We start from the raw sequence: 22,168 nt of genomic DNA, 5'->3' as shown, positions 1-22,168 counted from the left end.
AAAGTCGTTCGGCCATTCCGGTGGCAGTCATACTCTCAGCGTCAACCTTGACCGCGTGGCGGTCCTGGGACGGGGGGCATTCACGATTTCCGGGACTTCAAGAGGGCGGAAGGGCAACCGCGCATGCACGGCACCGTCGACGGATTCAGCTACGGGCTCGTCACCCCACTGGTGGCCTGTCTCATGGCCTGCCTCGGTGGGGCCCTCGGTCTGCGCTGCACCACCCGCGCCCTGCTCGTCGCCCGCTCCTGGCGCCCCGGCTGGCTCGCCCTCGGCTCGGCCGCGATCGGCTCGGGCATCTGGACGATGCACTTCGTCGCGATGACCGGCTTCACCGTCGAAGAGGCGTCGATCGGCTACGACAGGCCGACGACGTTCGCGAGCCTCGCCGTCGCCATCGTGATGACGGGGATCGGGATCTTCATCGTCGGATACCGAGGTGCGACCGGCTCCGCCCTGTTCACCGGCGGCACGATCACCGGGCTCGGCGTCGCGAGCATGCACTATCTGGGCATGGCCGGGATGCGGCTCGACGGCACGCTCGAGTACAACACCCTCACCGTCGCGGCTTCCGTGGTCATCGCCGTCGTCGCCGCGACCGCGGCCCTCTGGGCGGCCGGGCGGGCGAAAGGGTTCCTCTGGAGCGTCGGCGCCAGCCTCGTCATGGGTCTCGCCGTCGTCGGCATGCACTACACGGGCATGGCCGCCCTCAGCGTCCACCTGCACGAAACGAGCGGCGCCGCCACCGGCGAGTCGTCGGCCGCCCTGCTCACGCCGATGCTGATCGGCCCGCTCGTCTTCCTGCTGCTCACCGGTGCCGTCGTGCTGTTCGACCCGCTGATGATCACGGGCAGATCCGACTGGACCCCGGCCGAGCACAAGCCGGGCGTGCCGGCGCGTGAACTCGTCGCCCGTTCCTCCGGGCGCCCCCCGGCCGGCGCCCACCGCGGCCCCGGCCGCGAGACGGTCCGTGAACGCCCCCGCGTTCCGCAGAACCGCTGATCCGGACCCGTTGTCAGTGGCGGGTCGTACGGTGGATGTCATGCGGCCCGTCTCTCACATCGAACGCACGGTGGCGCCCTTCGAGGTCGTCAGCCCCTACCAGCCCAGCGGCGACCAGCCGCAGGCCATCGCCGAACTCGCCCAGCGCATCGAGGCGGGGGAGCGGGACGTCGTCCTGCTCGGCGCCACCGGCACCGGAAAGTCCGCCACCACGGCGTGGATGATCGAGAAGCTTCAGCGCCCGACCCTCGTCATGGCGCCGAACAAAACGCTCGCCGCCCAGCTGGCCAACGAGTTCCGCGAACTGCTGCCGAACAACGCGGTCGAATACTTCGTCTCGTACTACGACTACTACCAGCCCGAGGCCTACGTCCCGCAGTCGGACACCTACATCGAGAAGGACTCCTCGATCAACGAGGAGGTCGAGCGCCTGCGCCACTCGGCTACCAACTCGCTGCTCACCCGTCGCGACGTCGTCGTGGTCGCCTCCGTCTCCTGCATCTACGGTCTGGGCACCCCGCAGGAGTACGTGGACCGCATGGTGCCCCTCCGGATCGGCGACGAGATCGACCGCGACGAGCTGCTGCGCCGCTTCGTGGACATCCAGTACACGCGCAACGACATGGCCTTCACCCGCGGCACCTTCCGGGTGCGCGGCGACACCATCGAGATCTTCCCGGTCTACGAGGAACTGGCCGTCCGTATCGAGATGTTCGGCGACGAGATCGAGGCGCTGTCGACCCTGCACCCCCTCACCGGCGAGATCATCAGCGACGACCAGCAGCTGTACGTCTTCCCGGCCTCGCACTACATCGCCGGCCCCGAGCGCATGGAGCGGGCGATCAGGGGCATCGAGAAGGAGCTGGAGGAGCGCCTGGCCGAGCTGGAGAAGCAGGGCAAGCTGCTGGAGGCCCAGCGGCTGCGGATGCGCACCACCTACGACATCGAGATGCTCCGCCAGATCGGCACCTGCTCCGGCGTGGAGAACTACTCGATGCACTTCGACGACCGCGCGCCCGGCACCCCGCCCAACACCCTGCTCGACTACTTCCCGGACGACTTCCTGCTCGTCATCGACGAGTCGCACGTCACCGTGCCCCAGATCGGCGCCATGTACGAGGGCGACGCCTCCCGCAAGCGCACCCTCGTCGAGCACGGCTTCCGGCTGCCGTCCGCCCTGGACAACCGCCCGCTGAAGTGGGAGGAGTTCCAGAAGCGCATCGGACAGACGGTGTACCTGTCGGCGACGCCGGGCACGTACGAGCTGTCCCGCTCGGACGGGCAGGTCGAGCAGATCATCCGCCCCACCGGCCTGATCGACCCGCAGGTCGTCGTCAAGCCCACCGAGGGCCAGATCGACGACCTGGTGCACGAGATCCGCGGGCGCGTGGAGAAGGACGAGCGCGTCCTGGTCACCACGCTGACCAAGAAGATGGCCGAGGACCTGACGGACTACTTCCTGGAGCTCGGCATCCAGGTGCGCTACCTGCACAGCGACGTCGACACCCTGCGCCGGGTCGAGTTGCTGCGCGAGCTGCGCAGCGGCGAGTTCGACGTCCTGGTCGGCATCAACCTGCTGCGCGAGGGCCTCGACCTGCCCGAGGTGTCGCTGGTGGCGATCCTCGACGCCGACAAGGAGGGCTTCCTGCGCTCGGGCACCTCGCTGATCCAGACCATCGGCCGCGCGGCGCGCAATGTCTCCGGCCAGGTCCACATGTACGCCGACAAGATCACCCCGGCGATGGAGAAGGCCATCGAGGAGACCAACCGCCGCCGGGAGAAGCAGATCGCGTACAACAAGGCGAAGGGCATCGACCCGCAGCCGCTGCGCAAGAAGATCAACGACATCGTCGCGCAGATCGCCCGCGAGGAGGTCGACACCGAGCAGCTGCTCGGCTCCGGGTACCGCAAGGGGAAGGACGGCAAGGGCGCGAAGACCCCGGTGCCGTCCCGCGGCGAGCACGGCGCCAAGGCCGCCGGTGCCGCAAAGCCGGCCAAATCCGCCAAGTCCGCCAAGGGCAAGGCGAAGGAGACGGTGCCCACCGACCGTCCCGCCGCCGAACTCGCCGAGCAGATCGAGGAGATGACGGAGCGGATGCGCGCCGCCGCCGCCGACCTCCAGTTCGAGGTCGCGGCCCGGTTGCGCGACGAGGTCGCGGAGATGAAGAAGGAACTGCGTCAGATGCGCGAGGCGGGGCTGTCCTGACCGACTGCGCTGTGTTGCAAGACCGACACAAAGTGCGGACCCGTGTGCGGCGGAGCCACTGCCTCTGCGTAGGGTTCTTGGCAGCCGCGGTACCGGCGGCGACAGGGGCGTAGCTCGAGAGGGGAATCAGCCGTGACCGTCAACTTGACCAAGGGTCAGGCCATCAGTCTGCAGAAGAACGACGGGGGCAGCCTGGCCGCGGTCCGTATGGGTCTCGGCTGGCAGGCGGCTCCGCGCCGGGGCCTGTTCGGCTCGCGCACGCGCGAGATCGACCTCGACGCCTCCGCCGTGCTCTTCGCCGAGAAGCAGCCGGTCGACGTCGTCTTCTTCCGCCACCTGGTGAGCGACGACGGCTCCGTGCGCCACACCGGCGACAACCTGGTCGGCGGCGCGGGCCAGGGCGGCGACGACGAGTCGATCCTCGTCGACCTCCAGCGTGTCCCGGTCCACATCGACCAGATCGTCTTCACCGTGAACTCCTTCACGGGCCAGACCTTCCAGGAGGTGCAGAACGCGTTCTGCCGCCTGGTCGACGAGACCAACGGCCAGGAGCTCGCCCGCTACACCCTCGCCGGCGGTGGCAACTACACCGCCCAGATCATGGCGAAGGTGCACCGCGTGAACGGCGCCTGGACGATGACGGCTCTCGGCGTCCCCGCCAACGGCCGCACCTTCCAGGACCTGATGCCGACGATCCTGCCGCACCTGTAGAACGGCCCGAACGGTTCGGATTGTCCGGACGGTCGGCGCACGACAGCACATGACACCAGGGGGACGAAGGCGATGACGGCCGAGCTGGTGCGGGGGCAGAACCACCCGCTCTCCGAGGTCCGCCTGGAGATCCGGATCTCGGCCGGCTGTCCGGTCGTGGCGGCGGCCACGCTCAGCGACGACAGCGGCAGGGCGCGGGGCGCCGAGTGGGTGGTGCACCCCGGCGCTCCCGTCCTGCCCGGTCTGGAGGTCTCGCGCCAGGCAGCAGCCGACCACCGGCTCGCCGTCGACCTGGGTGCCATACCCGAGGCGGTGCACCGCCTCGACGTGCTGCTGGCCCTGCCCGCCGCGGGTGGGGGCCCGAGCCGGTTCGGCGCGGTCGCCGCCCCCTTCGTCGCGGTCACCGGCCCGGACGGCGCCGAACTCGCCAGCTACACGATCACCGGCCTGGACGCCGAGTCCGCCGTGATCGCCGTGGAGCTGTACCGCCGCCAGGATGCCTGGAAAGTGCGTGCCGTCGGCCAGGGCTACGCGGGCGGTCTCACCGAACTTCTCAGCGACCTGGGGCTGACCCAGGCCGCCGAACTGGCCACCGCAGCCGAGGAGGCGGTGGCCGAGGGCCTGGCCCGCTCAGTGGCGGCACCCCCGCCGCGCACGACGGATGACGCCCGTTCCCACCAGGCCTCCGCGCCGCCCCGGCCGAACCCCGCTGCTTCCGTTTCCTCCCACGAGGGTTCTTCCCACGAGGGACAGGTCTCCGGGACCGCCGGCCCCTCGGCGCCGCAGCCCGCGGGCCCAGGAGGATCCGGAGGCGGGACCCCCGCGGCCGGACCGGCGACATCGGTGCCCGCGGGCGGAACCATCGACTACCGGCACCCGCGGCGACAGCCCGCACCCCCGCCCCCGCCCGGAGAGCCCGCACCCCCGTCCCGACAGCCTTCGGCCCCGTCCGGGCAGCCCGCGGCGCCGCCGGCCGCACCGGCCGCGAGTCCTGGCCACGACGGGCAGCCCGCGCGACCCGTCGCGGGGGACGCGACCGGGTGGTCGATGGAGGAGCGGCTCTACAACCAGGTCTGGGGGATGTTCGAGGACCTGGCCCGCACCACGGCCGCCTACCGCAGTGCCGTCGACTTCGCCGAGTCGCGCATGGAGAAGGAGCTGGACCAGGTCCTGTCCGACCCGCGCAGCCGCATCGGCGGTCAGGGCGATGCCGCCCGGGAGGCGGCCCGTGCCAAGCACGCGCGGCTCGTCGACCAGGCCAGAGCGTCGCTCGACAGAGACCTGGCCCAGCTCACCGACGAGTCCGAGGTCGTCGAGCCGGCTCTGCCGGCGGCGTACGCCCGCTGGGACAACCCGGTCTGGCACGGCTACCGCGTGCCGATGGAGATCCCCATGGCGGTACGCCTCGGCGATCTCCACCTGCCCGAGGACCCGTTCCTGCGCATCCCCATGCTGATCCGGCTGCCGCTGGAGCGCGGCCTGTGGATCGACAGCGGCCGCTGGGCGTCCCCCGACGAATCCTTCGCGGACGCGGGCGAACGGCGCCGCCTGGCGATGGAGGCGGCCGTGGCGCACGCGGCCCGGCTGATCGCCGTCTACCCGGCGGGCGAGTTCGGCGTCCACGTCATCGACCCGGCCGGATCCGGAGCGCGGGCACTCGCGCCCCTGGTGCACACGGGCGTGCTCGCGGGACCGCCCGCGGCCGGCGCCGCCGGGGTCGCCGATGTCCTGAGCCGGCTCACCCAGCGGGTCGACCTGGTGCAGATGGCCGTGCGCGGGGGCGCGCCGGACGCGCTGCCGCCCGGCTTCGACGCCGCCGAACAGCTGCTGATCGTCAACGACTTCCCGCACGGATTCGACGACCGCGCCGTGACCCAGTTGCGCTACCTCGCCGACGAGGGTCCGGCCGTGGGTGTCCACCTGATGATGGTCGCCGACCGCGAGGACGCCGCCGCCTACGGCCCGCTGCTCGACCCGCTGTGGCGTTCGCTGATGCGGCTGACCCCGGTGCCCGACGACCACCTCGCCGACCCCTGGGTCGGACACGCCTGGACGTACGAGCCGCCGGTGGTGCCGCCGGGCAGCCAGGTGCTCCAACTGGTGCTCACCGAGGCCGCGGCGGCCCGGCGCGACTGGAACCGTTGAGCGGTCCCGACCGGGGCCTCGGTCGCCTCAGTCGTCGCGACTGGAACCGCTGAACCCGGGTACACGCCCCGCACCACCTCTTCCCAAGGAATCGTAAACCCTTCTGACCTGCCACTTTGATCTTTCCTTTGCCTTTCGCTTTACCATTCCTTGGTGTTCGGGTACCGTTTTGTCCTGTGAATGTCTCGTTGTCCCTGTGGGTCCTGACCATCATCGGCCTGGCCGCCCTGATCGCCGTCGACTTCTTCATCGGCCGCAAACCCCATGACGTGTCGATCAAGGAAGCCGGGATCTGGACGGCCGTCTGGGTCGTCCTGGCCGGTCTCTTCGGGCTCGGTCTGCTCGTCTTCGGCGGCGGCCGGCCGGCCGGCGAGTTCTTCGCCGGCTTCATCACCGAGAAGTCGCTGAGCGTCGACAACCTCTTCGTCTTCGTCCTGATCATGGCCAAGTTCGCCGTGCCGTCGCAGTACCAGCGGCGGGTGCTGATGATCGGCGTCCTCATAGCCCTGGTGCTGCGGGCCGGCTTCATCGCCGCCGGAGCCGCGATCATCGCGAGCTTCTCGTGGGTGTTCTTCCTCTTCGGCGCCTTCCTGATCTGGACCGCCTGGAAGCTCATCAAGGAGGCCCGCTCCGGCGGGGACGAGGAAGGGGATTTCGAGGAGAACAAGCTGCTCAAGGCCGCCGAGCGCCGCTTCGGCGTGGCCGACCGCTACCACGGCACCCGGCTGTGGATCCGGCAGAACGGCAAGCGGGTGATGACGCCGATGCTGGTCGTGATGCTCGCGATCGGCACCACCGACATCCTGTTCGCCCTCGACTCCATCCCCGCGATCTTCGGCCTCACCCAGGACCCGTACATCGTCTTCACCGCCAACGCCTTCGCGCTGATGGGCCTCCGGCAGTTGTACTTCCTGATAGGCGGCCTGCTCAAGAAGCTGGTCCACCTGTCCTACGGCCTGTCGGTGATCCTCGGCTTCATCGGCGTCAAGCTGGTGCTGCACGCGCTGCACGAGTCCGGCGTGCATGTCCCCGAGATCAGCATCCCGGTCTCCCTCGGCGTGATCTGCGCGGTTCTGGCCGTCACCACCGTCACCAGCCTGATTGCCGCCAGGAAACAGGCTGAGGCGGAGGAGGTGCAGGAACATCACGGCGACGAGACGAAGGACCGTGTGAATGCTTGATCACCAGGACGAGGCACGAGCGGGCACCGCGCATGCGAAGGACCCGCAACCCTGTAAGGATCGAGGCGTGATCCCGCGGCTCAGGGACTTCCTCATGGCGCAGTGGACGGCCGTTGTGCCGGTGCTAGCGGTCGTCCTCCTGGTCTTCACCTGGGGTCGTTCCCTGCCCGGTGGGATCGTCGGGCTGCTGACCCTGGTCCTGGCTGGCGCGGTCCTGGCCGCGGTGCACCACGCCGAGATCGTCGCCCACCGGGTGGGCGAACCCTTCGGCTCCCTCATCCTCGCGGTCGCCGTCACGGTCATCGAGGTCGCGCTCATCGTGACCTTGATGATCGACGGCGGTGACAAGAGCGCCACGCTCGCCCGCGACACCGTGTTCGCCGCGGTGATGATCACCTGTAACGGCATCGTCGGTCTGAGCCTGCTCGTGGGTTCGCTGCGGCACAAGGTCGCCATCTTCAATCCCGAGGGCTCCGGCGCGGCCCTCGCGACGGTCGCCACCCTGGCCACTCTCTGCCTCGTGCTGCCGACCTTCACCACCAGCAAGCCCGGACCGGAGTACTCCCCGGCCCAACTCACCTTCGCCGCGCTGGCCTCCCTGGTGCTCTACGGATTGTTTGTCACGACCCAGACCGTGCGCCACCGCGCGTACTTCCTCCCTCTGACCCGCCAGGGCGAGGTCATCTCGGCCCCGGAGCACATCGAAAAGCCCACCACCCGGGTCACTCTCACCAGCCTCGCCCTGCTCGGTATGGCCCTTGTGGGCGTCGTAGGCCTGGCCAAGGGCGTGTCGCCCACCATCGAAACCGCCATCGACAGCGCCGGCCTGCCGCACGCCGTGGTGGGTGTGCTCATCGCGTTGCTCATCCTGCTGCCGGAGACGATCGCCGCGGTGCGCGCCGCCCGCCGCGACAGGGTGCAGATCAGCCTGAATCTCGGGCTCGGCTCGGCCATGGCCAGTATCGGCCTCACCATCCCCGCGGTGGCGATCGCGTCGTTCTGGCTGCCAGGGCCGCTGATGCTGGGCCTCGGAGCCACCCATATGGTGCTGCTCGCGCTGACCATCGTCGTCGGCACCCTCACCGTGGTCCCGGGGCGGGCCACCCCCTTGCAGGGCGGTGTCCATCTGGTTCTGCTGGCCGCCTATTTGGAACTGGCGATCAATCCTTAACGGCGGACGGGCCTCCGGTGCCGCGTGATAGACCTCCACCGAAGCACCGATCTCACCGGAGGCCCGATATGACCCGTCCCGCCCGCACCCTCGCGACTGCGCCGATCATGGTCCTGAACGGCCCCAACCTGAACCTGCTCGGCCAGCGGCAGCCGGAGATCTACGGCTCCGACACGCTCGCGGACGTCGAGGCACTGTGCGCCAAGGCAGCCGCGGCGCACGGCGGCACGGTCGACTTCCGCCAGTCCAACCACGAGGGCGAACTGGTCGACTGGATCCACGAGGCCCGGCTGAACCACTGCGGAATCGTCATCAACCCCGCCGCCTACTCGCACACCTCCGTCGCCATCCTCGACGCGCTCAACACCTGCGACGGGATGCCGGTGGTGGAGGTGCACATCTCCAACATCCATCAGCGCGAGCAGTTCCGGCACCACTCCTACGTCTCCCTGCGCGCCGACGGCGTCATCGCCGGGTGCGGAGTGCAGGGCTACGCGTTCGCGGTGGAGCGGGTCGCGGCACTGGCCGGCGCACAGCGGGCGGCCGACGCGTAGCCGCCCGCGGCGCGTGGCCGGGGCCGCCGGTCGAGGGCGGGACAGAAGACCGGCGGCCCGTACCGCGCGGGAGCCGTCTTCCCGTGCGGGGCTGCCCCCAGTCGACTGCGCGACGACGCGGAGGGGGAGCGGGTGCGTGCCGCCGCTGTGTGCAAGGGGTTCACACGGGGTGCGCGGGGCGCACGGGCAGGGAACGGTGAGCGGCCGTAAGCCGCCCGTTCACCACCCGCCGCCCGTTCAGCCAGCCACCGCCCGTTCACCAGCCGCGCGCGTGCCACTCCGGCAGATGCGGGCGCTCGGCGCCCAGCGTGGTGTCGTTGCCGTGGCCCGGGTAGACCCAGGTCTCGTCCGGGAGGACGTCGAAGATCTTCGTCTCCACGTCGTGGATCAGGCTGGCGAACGCCTTCGGGTCCTTGTGGGTGTTGCCCACCCCGCCGGGGAAGAGGCAGTCGCCCGTGAACACGTGCGGATGCCCGTGCGGATCGTCGTAGACCAGCGCGATCGAGCCGGGGGTGTGGCCGACGAGGTGGCGCGCGGTGAGTTCCACCTGCCCCACCCGCACGGTGTCCCCGTCGCCCACGAGGACGTCGGTCGGCACCGGGATGCCCTCGGCGTCGTCCCGTCCCGCGTACGTACGCGCGCGCGTGGCCGCCACGACCTCCGCCAGCGCCTGCCAGTGGTCGGCGTGCCGGTGGGTGGTGACGACGGAGGCGATGCCGTCGTCACCGATCATGCCGAGCAGCGTGTGCGCGTCGTTCGCCGCGTCGATCAGCAGTTGCTCGTCCGTGGCCCGGCAGCGCAGCAGATAGGCGTTGTTGTCCATCGGGCCGACCGCGATCTTGGTGATCATCAGGTCCTTCAGCTCGTGCACGTCCGCCGGGCCGCCGACCTTCACCTCTCCGCTGTACGTCATGGCCGTCAGCCTATAGCGGGGGCAGCCGCCCGGGGACCGCGCACGCGGTTACAGCGGCGGCAGTGCCGGGAGCGCGCCGCCCGCCACCGTCAGGGCGGATCCGTCGCGGCGCCCCGCGAGCCAGCCGAGCAGGTCCGCCCGGCCCCCCGTGACCGTGACCGCGGGCTCGTCCGCCTCGCGGCCCGTGTCCCACGCGTGCGTGCCGTCCGTCAGCCGGGCCGGCGGCACGTCCGGGTGCCCGGAGAACCGCTGGGCCAGGAACTCGATCTCCCGCTCGACGAACTCCGCAGGCAGGTCCTCGAGCTCGTGGCCGATGCCGAGGTCCACGTGGTGCAGCTCGACCTCCACCCAGCGCCGGAAGGGCACCCGGGACGCGGAGTCGGTGACGCCGTTGCGCAGCTCCACGGTCCGCGACCAGTCCGCGGGCTCGGCCGCCGTCCGCTGGAAGCGGGCCGCGGTGTCGCGCACGTCGGCGACCTGGGCGTCGAGGGGGCGCGGGGCGTCCCGCTCGATGTCGGCGTCCCGGGCCTCGGCGGACGCGTACATGGGACGGCCCTCGAAAACGTTCACCAGCGCGTCCGCGTTGCGGGCGAGGTGGGCCAGGATGTGGCCCCGGGTCCAGCCGGGCAGTCGTGACTGGTCGGTCACAGCCGCGTTGTCCAGCTTGCCGACAGCGGTCAGCAGTCGTTCGGTTGCGTCCTGCACAGACGCCAGGTCGCGCGCGTGATCAATCATGACGCCGACCCTAGTCCCGCCACACCTTCGGGTGAAGGCGGTGAAGGACGGCCATAAATCGAATGTACGTGCTATAAGGTCGGATGCGGCATCGGGCATGCTGGAGAGCCGGGGATTGTTGTGTATCCGGGCGCATCCGGGAATCCCGCCCGGCGTTGTCAGTGGCTCCCCCTAGTCTGAGAAAGCACGGGGGCCCCGCCCCTGTCACTTCTCTCAAGAAAGGTGCGGACCGGCGTGGCCGACCGTCTCATCGTCCGTGGCGCGCGCGAGCACAACCTGAAGAACGTCTCGCTCGACCTGCCTCGGGACTCGCTCATCGTCTTCACGGGCCTGTCCGGGTCGGGCAAGTCCTCCCTGGCCTTCGACACCATCTTCGCCGAGGGCCAGCGGCGCTACGTGGAGTCGCTCTCCTCGTACGCCCGCCAGTTCCTCGGCCAGATGGACAAGCCGGACGTCGACTTCATCGAGGGTCTCTCGCCGGCGGTCTCCATCGACCAGAAGTCGACCTCGCGCAACCCGCGCTCGACGGTCGGCACCATCACCGAGGTCTACGACTACCTGCGCCTGCTCTTCGCCCGCATCGGCAAGCCGCACTGCCCCGAGTGCGGCCGCCCGATCTCACGGCAGTCGCCGCAGGCCATCGTCGACAGGGTGCTCGAGCTGCCGGAGGGAAGCCGCTTCCAGGTGCTCTCTCCGCTGGTGCGCGAGCGCAAGGGCGAGTTCGTCGACCTCTTCGCCGACCTCCAGACCAAGGGCTACTCCCGCGCGCGCGTGGACGGCGAGACCATCCAGCTCTCCCACCCGCCCACGCTGAAGAAGCAGGAGAAGCACACCATCGAGGTGGTCGTCGACCGCCTCACGGTGAAGGACTCCGCCAAGCGCCGCCTCACCGACTCCGTCGAGACCGCGCTCGGCCTGTCCGGCGGCATGGTCGTGCTCGACTTCGTCGACCTGCCCGAGGACGACCCCGAGCGCGAGCGGATGTACTCGGAGCACCTGTACTGCCCGTACGACGACCTGTCCTTCGAGGAGATGGAGCCCCGTTCCTTCTCCTTCAACTCGCCCTTCGGCGCCTGCCCCGAGTGCACCGGCATCGGCACCCGCATGGAGGTCGACCCGGAGCTGATCGTCCCGGACGAGGAGAAGTCCCTCGACGAGGGCGCCATCCACCCCTGGTCGCACGGGCACACCAAGGACTACTTCGGCCGGCTGGTCGGCGCCCTCGCCGACGCCCTCGGCTTCCGCACCGACATCCCCTTCGCGGGCCTGCCGCAGCGCGCCAAGAAGGCCCTGCTCTACGGCCACAGGACGCAGATCGAGGTCCGCTACCGCAACCGGTACGGGCGCGAGCGCGTCTACACCACGCCCTTCGAGGGCGCCGTGCCGTTCGTCAAGCGCCGGCACAGCGAGGCCGAGAGCGACGCCAGCCGCGAGCGCTTCGAGGGCTACATGCGCGAGGTGCCCTGCCCCACCTGTGAGGGCACGCGCCTGAAGCCGGTCGTCCTCGCGGTCACGCTCATGGGCAAGTCGATCGCCGAGATCTCCGCGATGTCCATCAGCGACTGCGCGGACTTCCTGCGCGGACTGAAGCTGGACGCGCGCGACAAGAAGATCGCCGAGCGCGTCCTCAAGGAGGTCAACGAGCGGCTGCGGTTCCTGGTCGACGTCGGCCTCGACTACCTCTCGCTGAACCGCGCGGCCGGCACGCTCTCCGGCGGCGAGGCCCAGCGCATCCGCCTGGCCACCCAGATCGGCTCCGGCCTCGTCGGCGTCCTGTACGTCCTCGACGAGCCGTCCATCGGCCTGCACCAGCGCGACAACCACCGGCTGATCGAGACCCTGGTCCGGCTGCGCGACATGGGCAACACGCTCATCGTCGTCGAGCACGACGAGGACACCATCAAGACCGCCGACTGGATCGTCGACATCGGCCCCGGCGCGGGCGAGCACGGCGGCAAGGTCGTGCACAGCGGCTCCCTGAAGGAACTGCTCGCCAACGCCGAGTCGCAGACCGGGCAGTACTTGTCCGGCCAGAAGGCGATCCCGCTGCCCGACATCCGGCGCCCGCTCGACCCGTCCCGCCAGCTCACCGTGCACGGCGCCCGGGAGAACAACCTGAAGGACATCGACGTGTCCTTCCCGCTCGGCCTGTTCACGGCGGTCACCGGAGTCTCCGGTTCCGGCAAGTCGACGCTGGTCAACGACATCCTGTACACCCACCTGGCCCGCGAGCTGAACGGCGCCCGCAACGTGCCCGGCCGGCACACGCGCGTGGACGGCGACGACCTCGTGGACAAGGTGGTGCACGTCGACCAGTCGCCCATCGGCCGTACCCCGCGGTCCAACCCGGCGACGTACACCGGCGTCTTCGACCACATCCGCAAGCTGTTCGCCGAGACCACCGAGGCGAAGGTCCGGGGCTACCAGCCCGGCCGCTTCTCCTTCAACGTCAAGGGCGGGCGCTGCGAGAACTGCGCGGGCGACGGCACCATCAAGATCGAGATGAACTTCCTGCCGGACGTCTACGTCCCCTGCGAGGTCTGTCACGGCGCCCGCTACAACCGGGAGACCCTGGAAGTCCACTACAAGGGCAAGTCCATCGCCGACGTGCTCAACATGCCGATCGAGGAGGCGACCGAGTTCTTCGAGGCGGTCCCGGCGATCGCCCGCCACCTCAAGACCCTCAAGGACGTCGGCCTCGGTTACGTCCGGCTCGGGCAGTCCGCGACCACCCTGTCCGGCGGTGAGGCGCAGCGCGTGAAGCTCGCCAGCGAGCTGCAGCGCCGCTCCACCGGGCGCACGGTCTACGTCCTGGACGAGCCCACCACCGGTCTGCACTTCGAGGACATCAGCAAGCTGCTGAAGGTGCTGTCCGGACTGGTTGACAAGGGCAACACGGTCATCGTCATCGAGCACAACCTCGATGTGATCAAGACCGCCGACTGGGTCGTCGACATGGGCCCCGAGGGCGGCGCCGGCGGCGGCCTGGTCATCGCCGAGGGCACGCCCGAGCAGGTCGCCGGCGTCCCGGCCAGCCACACCGGGAAGTTCCTGCGCGAGATCCTTCAGCCGGACCGGATCAGCGATGCCGCATCCTCGGCCAAGGCCCCGCGCGGGACCGCAGCCAAGAAGGCCGTCGCGGCCGCGTCGACGACCCGCAAGACGGCCACGGCGAGGACGACGACCAAGGCCAACAGCACGGCGAGCAAGAAGGCGACGCCCGCGAAGAAGGCGACGCCCGCGAAGAAGACGACGCGGGCCCGCAAGGCCTGAGCCAGTCCGGCAAGCGCCCCGCGGGTACGCCCGCGGGGCGCTGTTCGCACCGGAGGTCTACGGCGCGCCCACCTCCGCCGCGTACGGCGGCTCCGCTCCCGCGCGCGAGCAAGTGATCGCCGCCGCGCGGGCCGCGAACCGCAGCAGCCGGCTCCAGCCCGAGGCGCCGAGGCCCGCGAGGCCCTCGGGGGAGAGGGCGTCCTGCACGGCCAGTCCGTGCAGCAGGGCCGCGTTCACGGTGTCGCCCGCGCCGATGGTGTCGACGACGTCCACCTTCTCGCCCGGAACGGAGTGCTCCGCGCCGTCCCGGGTGTACGCGGTGAGCCCGTCGCCGCCGTGGGTGATCACCACCGCCCCGGGCCCGGCGGCCAGCCACTCGCGCGGAGTGCCGCCCAGCCACCCCGCGTCCTCCTCGGAGAGCTTCAGCAGCGACACCGAGGGCAGCCAGCTCGCGAAACGCGCCCGGTAGGCGTCGGCGTCCGCGATCAGTCCGGGCCGGACGTTCGGGTCCAGCGCGGTGAACACACCCTGCGCGGAAGCCGTCCGCATCAGCTCCTCGTAGGCGGTCGCGCCCGGCTCCAGCACCAGCGAGCAGGTGCCGAAGGACACCGCGCGGGTTCCGGCGGGAAGGGCGGCGGGCGCTGTGAACAGACGGTCGGCGGTGCCGTCGACGTAGAACGAGTACGCGGCGGAGCCGTCGGTGCCGACCGTGGCGACCGCCAGCGTCGTCGGCTCGGCGCCGCGCTGCACACCGGACACGTCCACCCCGGCCCCCCGCAGCCCGTCGAGCAGGGCCTCGCCGAAGGCGTCGTACGACGTGCGGGAGCAGAACGCCGTGGGCGAACCGAGGCGGCCCAGCGCGACGGCCGTGTTGTACGGGCCGCCGCCGAGCGCCGGTCTGAGGTCCGCGAGGGCGCCCCTTCCCCGCGGTACCAGGTCGATCAGGGCCTCACCGGCGACGACGATCACGAGTCGGTTCCTCTCTCGGACAGCTCGGGCCGGGAAGCTATCCCATTGCGCGCCGGTGGTACAACGCCGGCCCGGGTCGTCCGCGTCCGTCCGACCCGCCCCCGTCCGGTCCGGGCCCGGTGGGTATCGTCGGCGTTGTCCAGCCCCTTGACCAGTGGAGGCCTTCATGTCCGGCCGCCCCTCCGCCAGCCGCCGCACGATCCTGCGGGGAGCGGCCCTCACCCCCGCCGTCGCGCTCGGGCTCACCGCCTGCGGACCGATCGGCGGCGGCGTCACGACCCGCGCCACGCCCACCGCGCCGGTCGACCTCGGCGCCGAGAGCGAGGTCCCCGAGGGCGGCGCCAAGCTGTACCGGGACCACAACGTGGTGGTCAGCCGGGGCGCGGACGGCACCCTCAAGGCGTTCAGCACGATCTGCACGCACGCGCAGTGCCCGATCAACAAGCTCCAGGGGACGAAGCTGATCTGCCCCTGCCACGGCAGCGAGTTCGACGCCACGACCGGCGAGGTGGTGCGCTCCCCGGCGAGCACGCCGCTGCCCGAACTGCCCGTGCGGGCCGAGGGCGGCAGGCTCGTCGCCGGACCCGGCGCCTGACGTTCACCGTCGCCCGGCCCGCTCACTCCCACTCCCAGCCGACCCCCACGGTCCCCGACCGCACGCGCGGCTCAACGAGGTGCACCGAACGGTGCCGCTCGCTCACCGGCAGCTCCCTGCGGCCGCTGCGCGGAGCCGCCGCCGACGCCTGAGTGAACCGGTGGCAGCGCACCGGCAGGGTGCCGGCGTCGAATCGGACCTGAAGAGCGTACTGGCCGCCCGCGGAGGAGAACTCCCGGACGTACTCGCGCGTCGTCCCGGCCGTTCCGTCGTCCACGCCGTGCCGGAACAGGAACGTGTCGCCGGCCCGCAGCCGGGTGTCGAAGAGCAGCTCGGCCACCAGCACCCCGGTGTCGTGGTGCCGGCGTATCCGGCCGGTGCGGCAGTTCTCCAGGGCCCGCACGGTCATCCGCTCCGGCGCGCAGCCCGGATCGCCGTGATGGACGGCCACGAAACGGTCCACGCCGTCCCGGTGGGCGCGCACGATGTGCTCGGACTCGCGGCCCGCGAGTTCGCGCCGCGCTCCGATCAGCACCCGCTCGTGGTGCCCGAGCACGTGCAGCCCGCCGCCGGGCGGGCAGTCCAGCTCCGCCAGCAGCCCGCGCAGCACGTCCGAGGCCCGGACCAGGGAGCGGTAGGAGCGGACGGCGGGCCGCCCGCCGGCCGTGTGCTCGTCGGCGTCGGCCAGCAGCCGGATCAGAGACTCGTCCGGCAACCGCAGGATCTCCTCCAGCGCCCGTACGGCCCGCAGCGACTCCGGGCGCTGCGGGCGCCGGGCACCCTGCTGCCAGTAGCTGAGGCTGGTGACGCCGACCTTCACCCCGTAGCGCGTCAGATGGTGCTGCACGCGCTGCAACGGCAGTCCACGAGCGGCGATCGCGGCGCGCAGCGCCACGTGGAAGGGGCCGCCCCGCAGGACCGTGTCCAGTTCCGCGGTGGCGACGTCCGCCTGCTGTGGGGCGTGCGGCATGCGCGGGCCTTTCTGTGAAGGTGCGGGCGGCTCGGCGGGCGGACCCCTCACGCGGGTCGTCGGGGCCGCCCCGCGCGAAGGCAGGGTTCTTCACATCCGTAGGCCGTCGTTCACGGCCCCGAGTTCCAAGGCATTGAAGCGTGTTGACCAAGTCCCGACAACACCTGAGACCCGACAGGAGTGCGCTCCTGGCCAAGGAAGCAGCCCCGGCCGGGGCACGTCGCGGCCCGGGTCGTGGAGGGCCGCCGCGGTGTCGGTGCTCGACAGTAGGGTTGAGTCATGGCCGACCCCTCCAGCTACCGCCCCAAGCCGGGAGACGTCCCGGACTCCCCCGGGGTCTACCGGTTCCGTGACGAGTACCGCCGGGTCATCTACGTCGGAAAGGCCAAGAGCCTGCGCCAGCGCCTGGCGAACTACTTCCAGGACCTCGCGAACCTTCACCCGCGCACCCGCAGCATGGTCACCACGGCCGCGTCCGTGGAGTGGACGGTGGTGTCCACGGAGGTCGAGGCGCTGCAGCTGGAGTACTCCTGGATCAAGGAGTTCGACCCCCGGTTCAACGTCAAGTACCGCGACGACAAGAGCTACCCGTACCTCGCGGTGACGATGAACGAGGAGTCCCCTCGCGTGCAGGTGATGCGCGGCCACAAGAAGAAGGGCGTGCGCTACTTCGGGCCGTACGGGCACGCGTGGGCCATCCGCGACACCGTCGACCTGCTGCTGCGCGTCTTCCCGGTGCGCACCTGCTCGGCCGGTGTCTTCAAGAACGCCGCCCGCACCGGCCGCCCCTGCCTGCTGGGTTACATCGGCAAGTGCTCCGCACCCTGCGTCGGCCGGGTCTCCGCCGAGGAGCACCGCGAACTGGCCGAGGACTTCTGCGACTTCATGGCCGGCCGCACCGGCACGTATCTGCGCCGCCTGGAGAAGCAGATGACGGAGGCGGCCGAGGAGATGGAGTACGAGCGGGCCGCCCGCCTGCGCGACGACATCGAGGCCCTGAGGAAGGCCATGGAGAAGAACGCGGTCGTGCTCGCCGACGCGACCGACGCCGACCTCATCGCCGTCGCCGAGGACGAGCTGGAGGCCGCGGTGCAGATCTTCCACGTGCGCGGCGGACGGGTGCGCGGCCAGCGCGGCTGGGTGACCGACAAGGTGGAGGACGTCACCACCGCCGCCCTCGTCGAGCACGCCCTGCAGCAGCTGTACGGCGAGGAGAGCGGGGACGCCGTGCCCAAGGAGGTCCTCGTCCCGGCCCTGCCCGACCCGGTCGAACCGGTCCAGGAGTGGCTCGCCGAGCGCCGCGGGTCGAACGTCTCGCTGCGCATCCCGCAGCGCGGCGACAAGAAGGCCCTCATGGAGACCGTGCAGCGCAACGCCCAGCAGGGGCTCGTCCTGCACAAGACCAAGCGCGCCTCCGACCTCACCACGCGCTCGCGTGCCCTGGAGGAGATCGCCGAGGCCCTCGACCTGGACAGCGCCCCCCTCAGGATCGAGTGCTACGACATCTCCCACCTCCAGGGCGACGACGTGGTGGCCTCCATGGTCGTCTTCGAGGACGGCCTCCAGCGCAAGAGCGAGTACCGCCGCTTCCAGATCAAGGGTCGTGCCGGAGACACGCAGCTCTGGCACGGCGAGGGCCAGGACGACGTCCGCTCCATGCACGAGGTGATCACCCGCCGCTTCAGGCGCTACCTCGCGGAGAAGGAGAGGACCGGCGAGTGGGCCGACGGCGAGGACGTCCCCGTGAACGGCTCACCCGGCGGCTCCCTCGACGGCTCGCTCGACGGCGCACCCGGCGGCCCCGTCGGTGCCCTCACCGAGGACGACGGCCGTCCCAAGCGCTTCGCCTACCCGCCCCAGCTCGTCGTCGTCGACGGCGGGCAGCCCCAGGTCGCGGCCGCCCAGCGGGCCCTTGACGAACTCGGCATCGACGACATCGCCGTGTGCGGACTGGCCAAGCGCCTGGAGGAGGTCTGGCTGCCCGGCGACGACGACCCGGTGGTCCTGCCCCGCAGCAGCGAGGGCCTGTACCTGCTGCAACGCGTGCGCGACGAGGCCCACCGGTTCGCCATCACCTACCAGCGCACCAGACGGGCCAAGCGCTTCCGGGCCGGGCCCCTGGACGACGTGCCCGGCCTCGGCGAGACACGCAAACAGGCGCTGATCAAGCATTTCGGCTCGGTGAAGCGGCTGCGGTCCGCGACAATCGACCAGATCTGCGGGGTACCCGGTATAGGCCGCAAGACGGCCGAGACCATCGCCGCGGCACTCGCCCAGGCGGCCCCGGCCGCACCCGCCGTCAACACGGCGACTGGAGAGATCATGGAAGACGTGGAAGAAGCGCCACCGGCGACGACGGCGGATGACGCGGAGACGCCCGTGTCCACGGGCGTTCCGGACGACCGACGGGGGCAGGAGACATGACCGAGCACGACGCACGGCGAAGCGCCGAGCGAGATCAGTCCCACGAGGGACCACGCGAGGAACGGAACGAGCGCGCGGCCAAGGAAAACGGAGCACAGGTGAGTACGGGCATCGACACGGCCGGCGTCCCCGACGCGGCCATTCCCGAGCTGGTGATCATCTCCGGCATGTCCGGGGCAGGCCGGTCCACGGCCGCCAAATGTCTGGAGGACCTCGGCTGGTTCGTCGTCGACAACCTGCCGCCGGCGCTGATCCCCACCATGGTGGAGCTCGGTGCCCGCTCGCAGGGCAACGTGGCACGCATCGCGGTCGTCGTCGACGTCCGCGGCCGCCGCTTCTTCGACAACCTGCGCGAGTCCCTGGCCGGCCTGGAGGCCAAGAACGTCACCCGGCGGATCGTTTTCCTGGAGTCCTCGGACGAGGCCCTGGTGCGCCGCTTCGAGTCGGTGCGCCGGCCCCACCCGCTCCAGGGCGACGGACGCATCGTCGACGGCATCGCCGCCGAGCGTGAGCTGCTGCGCGAGCTGCGCGGCGACGCCGACCTGGTGATCGACACCTCCAGCCTCAACGTGCACGAACTGCGCGCCAAGATGGACGCCCAGTTCGCCGGCGAGGAGGAGCCCGAACTGCGGGCCACCGTGATGTCGTTCGGCTTCAAGTACGGCCTGCCGGTCGACGCCGACCTGGTCGCCGACATGCGGTTCCTGCCCAACCCGCACTGGGTTCCCGAACTGCGCCCGTACACCGGCCTGAACGACGAGGTCGCCGCGTACGTCTTCAACCAGCCCGGCGCCAAGGAGTTCCTCGACCGCTACGCCGAGCTGCTGCGGCTCATCTCGGCCGGCTACCGGCGCGAGGGCAAGCGGTACGTGACCATCGCGATCGGCTGCACGGGCGGCAAGCACCGCTCGGTGGCCACGTCGGAGAAGCTCGCCGCGCGGCTCGCGGCCGAGGGCGTGGAGACCGTCGTCGTCCACCGGGACATGGGGCGCGAGTGAGCGGACGTACTCCGCGGCTGAGCAGGCTGCGCCGGGTGGTGCCGGAGGGGCGTTCGGCACGTCAGGCGATCGCGGCGCGCGCGGGGCGCCCGGCCGAGGCGCGGGGCGGCCGGGCGCGCCGCCGCGGCGCTCAGCCCAAGGTGGTCGCCCTCGGCGGCGGCATGGGCCTGTCCGCCTCGCTCGCCGCACTGCGCCGGATCACCGGCGACCTCACCGCCGTCGTCACGGTGGCCGACGACGGGGGCTCCAGCGGGCGCCTGCGCGACGAGCTGGGCGTGCTGCCGCCCGGGGACCTGCGCAAGGCGCTGGCCGCGCTGTGCGGCGACGACGACTGGGGCCAGACCTGGGCCCGGGTGATCCAGCACCGCTTCACCTCCCAGGGCGACCTGCACGACCACGCGGTGGGCAACCTGCTGATCGTCGCCCTGTGGGAACAGCTCGGCGACCATGTCCAGGCGCTGGACCTGGTGGGCAAGCTGCTGGGGGCGCACGGGCGCGTGCTGCCCATGTCCGCCGTGCCCCTGGAGCTCCAGGCCCTGGTCAAGGGGCACGATCCGGAGCGGCCCGAGGACGTCGACACCGTGCGCGGCCAGGCCACCGTCGCGCTCACCTCGGGCGAGGTGCAGTCCGTGCACCTGGTGCCGAACGACCCGCCCGCCGTGCCCGAGGCCGTGGACGCGGTCCTGGACGCGGACTGGGTGGTGCTCGGACCCGGCTCCTGGTTCTCCTCGGTCATTCCGCACCTGCTGGTGCCCGAGCTTCTGGACGCGCTCACCGCGACCAGGGCACGCCGGGTGCTGTCCCTGAACCTCGCGCCGCAGCCGGGAGAAACCGAGGGCTTCTCCCCGCAGCGTCATTTGGAGGTTTTGGGACGACACGCCCCTAAACTCGCCCTGGACGTGGTGCTGGCCGACGAGGCCGCCGTGCCCGACCGCGAAGTGCTGACCGAGGCCGCCAAGCGGTTCGGCGCCGCGGTCGAGCTCGCGCCGGTGGCCCGGAGGGACGGAACTCCGCGGCACGACCCGGAGCTGCTGGCCGCCGCGTACGACCGTATTTTTCGGATGCATGGAAGGATCGGCCCATGGCGATGACGGCAGCGGTGAAGGACGAGATCTCCCGGCTCCCCGTCACCCGGACCTGCTGCAGGAAGGCGGAGGTCTCCGCCCTTCTGCGGTTCGCCGGCGGCCTCCACCTGGTCAGCGGACGGATCGTGATCGAGGCGGAACTGGACACCGCCATGGCGGCACGGCGCCTGAAGCGGGACATCCTGGAGATCTTCGGTCACAGCTCCGAGCTGATCGTGATGGCGCCGGGCGGGCTGCGCCGCGGCTCGCGCTACGTCGTGCGCGTCGTCGCGGGCGGTGACCAGCTGGCCCGCCAGACCGGTCTGGTCGACGGTCGGGGCCGGCCGATCCGCGGCCTGCCGCCGCAGGTGGTCTCGGGGGCCACCTGCGACGCGGAGGCCGCCTGGCGCGGCGCCTTCCTGGCCCACGGCTCGCTCACCGAGCCGGGCCGTTCCTCCTCCCTGGAGGTGACCTGCCCGGGCCCGGAGGCGGCCCTCGCGCTGGTCGGTGCCGCGCGCCGGCTGTCCATCGCCGCGAAGGCCCGGGAGGTGCGGGGCGTGGACCGGGTGGTGGTCCGTGACGGCGACGCGATCGGCGCCCTGCTGACCCGTCTGGGCGCCCACGAGTCCGTGCTGGCCTGGGAGGAGCGGCGGATGCGCCGCGAGGTGCGCGCCACGGCCAACCGCCTGGCCAACTTCGACGACGCCAACCTGCGCCGCTCGGCGCGCGCGGCCGTCGCGGCCGGCGCGCGGGTGGCCCGCGCCCTGGAGATCCTCGCCGACGACGTCCCCGAGCACCTCGCCGCCGCGGGACGCCTGCGCATGGAGCACAAGCAGGCCTCCCTGGAGGAGCTGGGCGCCCTCGCCGACCCCCCGCTGACCAAGGACGCCGTCGCCGGCCGTATCCGCCGCCTGCTGGCCATGGCCGACAAGCGGGCCTCCGACCTCGGCATCCCCGGCACCGAGGCGAACCTCGCCGACGAACTGGCGGACAACCTGGCGGGCTGACCCGCACGGGCCGGCCGACCGGCCCGGCCCCGTCTCCGGACCGGATCACGTCCTGATCGTTCCCGACCGCCCTGCCGACTCCGTTCGGCCGCGTCCTCCCGCCACGGGTCGGTCGGCACCACCGACCGCCCCCGCAGGCCGCCACCGGGCGTGCCGCCTCACATCGACCGTCACCACACCCCGACCGGCCGCCCCCGGGCCCCCCCCCCCCGCGGGGGGGGGGCGGGGGGGGGGTGGCGGGGGGCGCCGC

17 protein-coding genes are annotated in these 22,168 nt (G+C 71.3%); 13 read left to right on the top strand and 4 right to left on the bottom strand.

Features of this window, described 5'->3' with window-relative positions; all coding sequences use genetic code 11:
* Window positions 1-123: 123 nt before the first annotated feature.
* From ACWC91_RS34990 to aroQ, 7 genes are all read left to right on the top strand, one after another.
* Window positions 124-1,002: an MHYT domain-containing protein gene (locus tag ACWC91_RS34990; protein ID WP_225074169.1), complete on the top strand. Its 879-nt coding sequence runs from the start codon at window positions 124-126 to the stop codon at window positions 1,000-1,002.
* Between the two features lie 40 nt (window positions 1,003-1,042).
* Window positions 1,043-3,208 (top strand): excinuclease ABC subunit UvrB, encoded by a 2,166-nt coding sequence (gene uvrB, locus ACWC91_RS34985; protein ID WP_376505564.1) that lies wholly within the window; start codon window positions 1,043-1,045, stop codon window positions 3,206-3,208.
* A 132-nt stretch (window positions 3,209-3,340) separates the two neighbouring features.
* Window positions 3,341-3,919 carry a TerD family protein gene (locus ACWC91_RS34980; protein ID WP_225074167.1) on the top strand — a complete coding sequence of 193 codons (579 nt, stop codon included), beginning with the start codon at window positions 3,341-3,343 and terminating at the stop codon, window positions 3,917-3,919.
* A 72-nt stretch (window positions 3,920-3,991) separates the two neighbouring features.
* On the top strand, window positions 3,992-6,064 hold the full coding sequence (locus ACWC91_RS34975) for a TerD family protein (protein ID WP_376505566.1): 2,073 nt from the start codon (window positions 3,992-3,994) through the stop codon (window positions 6,062-6,064).
* 176 nt (window positions 6,065-6,240) lie between these two features.
* Window positions 6,241-7,245, top strand: a complete 1,005-nt coding sequence (locus tag ACWC91_RS34970) for a TerC family protein (protein WP_281157243.1) — start codon at window positions 6,241-6,243, stop codon at window positions 7,243-7,245.
* Window positions 7,246-7,312: 67 nt separating this feature from the next.
* Window positions 7,313-8,416 carry a calcium:proton antiporter gene (locus tag ACWC91_RS34965; RefSeq protein ID WP_225074164.1) on the top strand — a complete coding sequence of 368 codons (1,104 nt, stop codon included), beginning with the start codon at window positions 7,313-7,315 and terminating at the stop codon, window positions 8,414-8,416.
* 68 nt (window positions 8,417-8,484) lie between these two features.
* Window positions 8,485-8,970: a type II 3-dehydroquinate dehydratase gene (aroQ, locus tag ACWC91_RS34960; protein ID WP_225074163.1), complete on the top strand. Its 486-nt coding sequence runs from the start codon at window positions 8,485-8,487 to the stop codon at window positions 8,968-8,970.
* Window positions 8,971-9,226: 256 nt separating this feature from the next.
* Here the strand turns inward: aroQ and ACWC91_RS34955 are convergent, their stop codons facing one another.
* Window positions 9,227-9,883, bottom strand: a complete 657-nt coding sequence (locus ACWC91_RS34955) for an MBL fold metallo-hydrolase (RefSeq protein WP_225074162.1) — start codon at window positions 9,881-9,883, stop codon at window positions 9,227-9,229.
* Between the two features lie 48 nt (window positions 9,884-9,931).
* Complete coding sequence (locus ACWC91_RS34950; RefSeq protein ID WP_225074161.1) at window positions 9,932-10,618, bottom strand: maleylpyruvate isomerase family mycothiol-dependent enzyme; 687 nt, start codon at window positions 10,616-10,618, stop codon at window positions 9,932-9,934.
* 234 nt (window positions 10,619-10,852) lie between these two features.
* Here ACWC91_RS34950 and uvrA point away from each other — a divergent pair, with 234 nt between their 5' ends.
* A complete protein-coding gene (gene uvrA / locus ACWC91_RS34945; protein WP_225074160.1) occupies window positions 10,853-13,891 on the top strand; it encodes an excinuclease ABC subunit UvrA in 3,039 nt (1,012 codons plus the stop codon).
* 57 nt (window positions 13,892-13,948) lie between these two features.
* Here uvrA and ACWC91_RS34940 read toward each other — a convergent pair whose 3' ends face one another.
* Window positions 13,949-14,860 carry a carbohydrate kinase family protein gene (locus ACWC91_RS34940; RefSeq protein WP_225074159.1) on the bottom strand — a complete coding sequence of 304 codons (912 nt, stop codon included), beginning with the start codon at window positions 14,858-14,860 and terminating at the stop codon, window positions 13,949-13,951.
* Between the two features lie 166 nt (window positions 14,861-15,026).
* On the opposite strand from ACWC91_RS34940, the gene ACWC91_RS34935 reads away from it, so the two are divergent.
* Window positions 15,027-15,455 carry a Rieske 2Fe-2S domain-containing protein gene (locus ACWC91_RS34935; protein WP_450640589.1) on the top strand — a complete coding sequence of 143 codons (429 nt, stop codon included), beginning with the start codon at window positions 15,027-15,029 and terminating at the stop codon, window positions 15,453-15,455.
* A gap of 22 nt (window positions 15,456-15,477) precedes the next feature.
* On the opposite strand, the gene ACWC91_RS34930 is transcribed toward ACWC91_RS34935, so the two are convergent.
* Window positions 15,478-16,425, bottom strand: a complete 948-nt coding sequence (locus ACWC91_RS34930) for a hypothetical protein (protein ID WP_281157246.1) — start codon at window positions 16,423-16,425, stop codon at window positions 15,478-15,480.
* Window positions 16,426-16,704: 279 nt separating this feature from the next.
* Between ACWC91_RS34930 and uvrC the strand changes: the two genes are divergently transcribed.
* The 4 genes from uvrC to whiA are packed head-to-tail and all read left to right on the top strand — an operon-like array spanning window position 16,705 to window position 21,918.
* Window positions 16,705-18,849, top strand: a complete 2,145-nt coding sequence (gene uvrC, locus ACWC91_RS34925; protein ID WP_450640590.1) for an excinuclease ABC subunit UvrC — start codon at window positions 16,705-16,707, stop codon at window positions 18,847-18,849.
* A complete protein-coding gene (gene rapZ / locus ACWC91_RS34920; protein WP_225074156.1) occupies window positions 18,846-19,847 on the top strand; it encodes an RNase adapter RapZ in 1,002 nt (333 codons plus the stop codon). The genes uvrC and rapZ overlap by 4 nt, the downstream gene beginning before the upstream one ends.
* Window positions 19,844-20,938: a gluconeogenesis factor YvcK family protein gene (locus ACWC91_RS34915; RefSeq protein ID WP_225074155.1), complete on the top strand. Its 1,095-nt coding sequence runs from the start codon at window positions 19,844-19,846 to the stop codon at window positions 20,936-20,938. The genes rapZ and ACWC91_RS34915 overlap by 4 nt, the downstream gene beginning before the upstream one ends.
* Window positions 20,929-21,918: a DNA-binding protein WhiA gene (gene whiA, locus ACWC91_RS34910; protein ID WP_141362000.1), complete on the top strand. Its 990-nt coding sequence runs from the start codon at window positions 20,929-20,931 to the stop codon at window positions 21,916-21,918. The genes ACWC91_RS34915 and whiA overlap by 10 nt, the downstream gene beginning before the upstream one ends.
* The last annotated feature ends 250 nt before the right edge of the window (window positions 21,919-22,168 follow it).

This window comes from Streptomyces sp. NPDC001204, from assembly GCF_053598035.1.
This window is presented reverse-complemented; position numbering and strand designations above follow the sequence as displayed.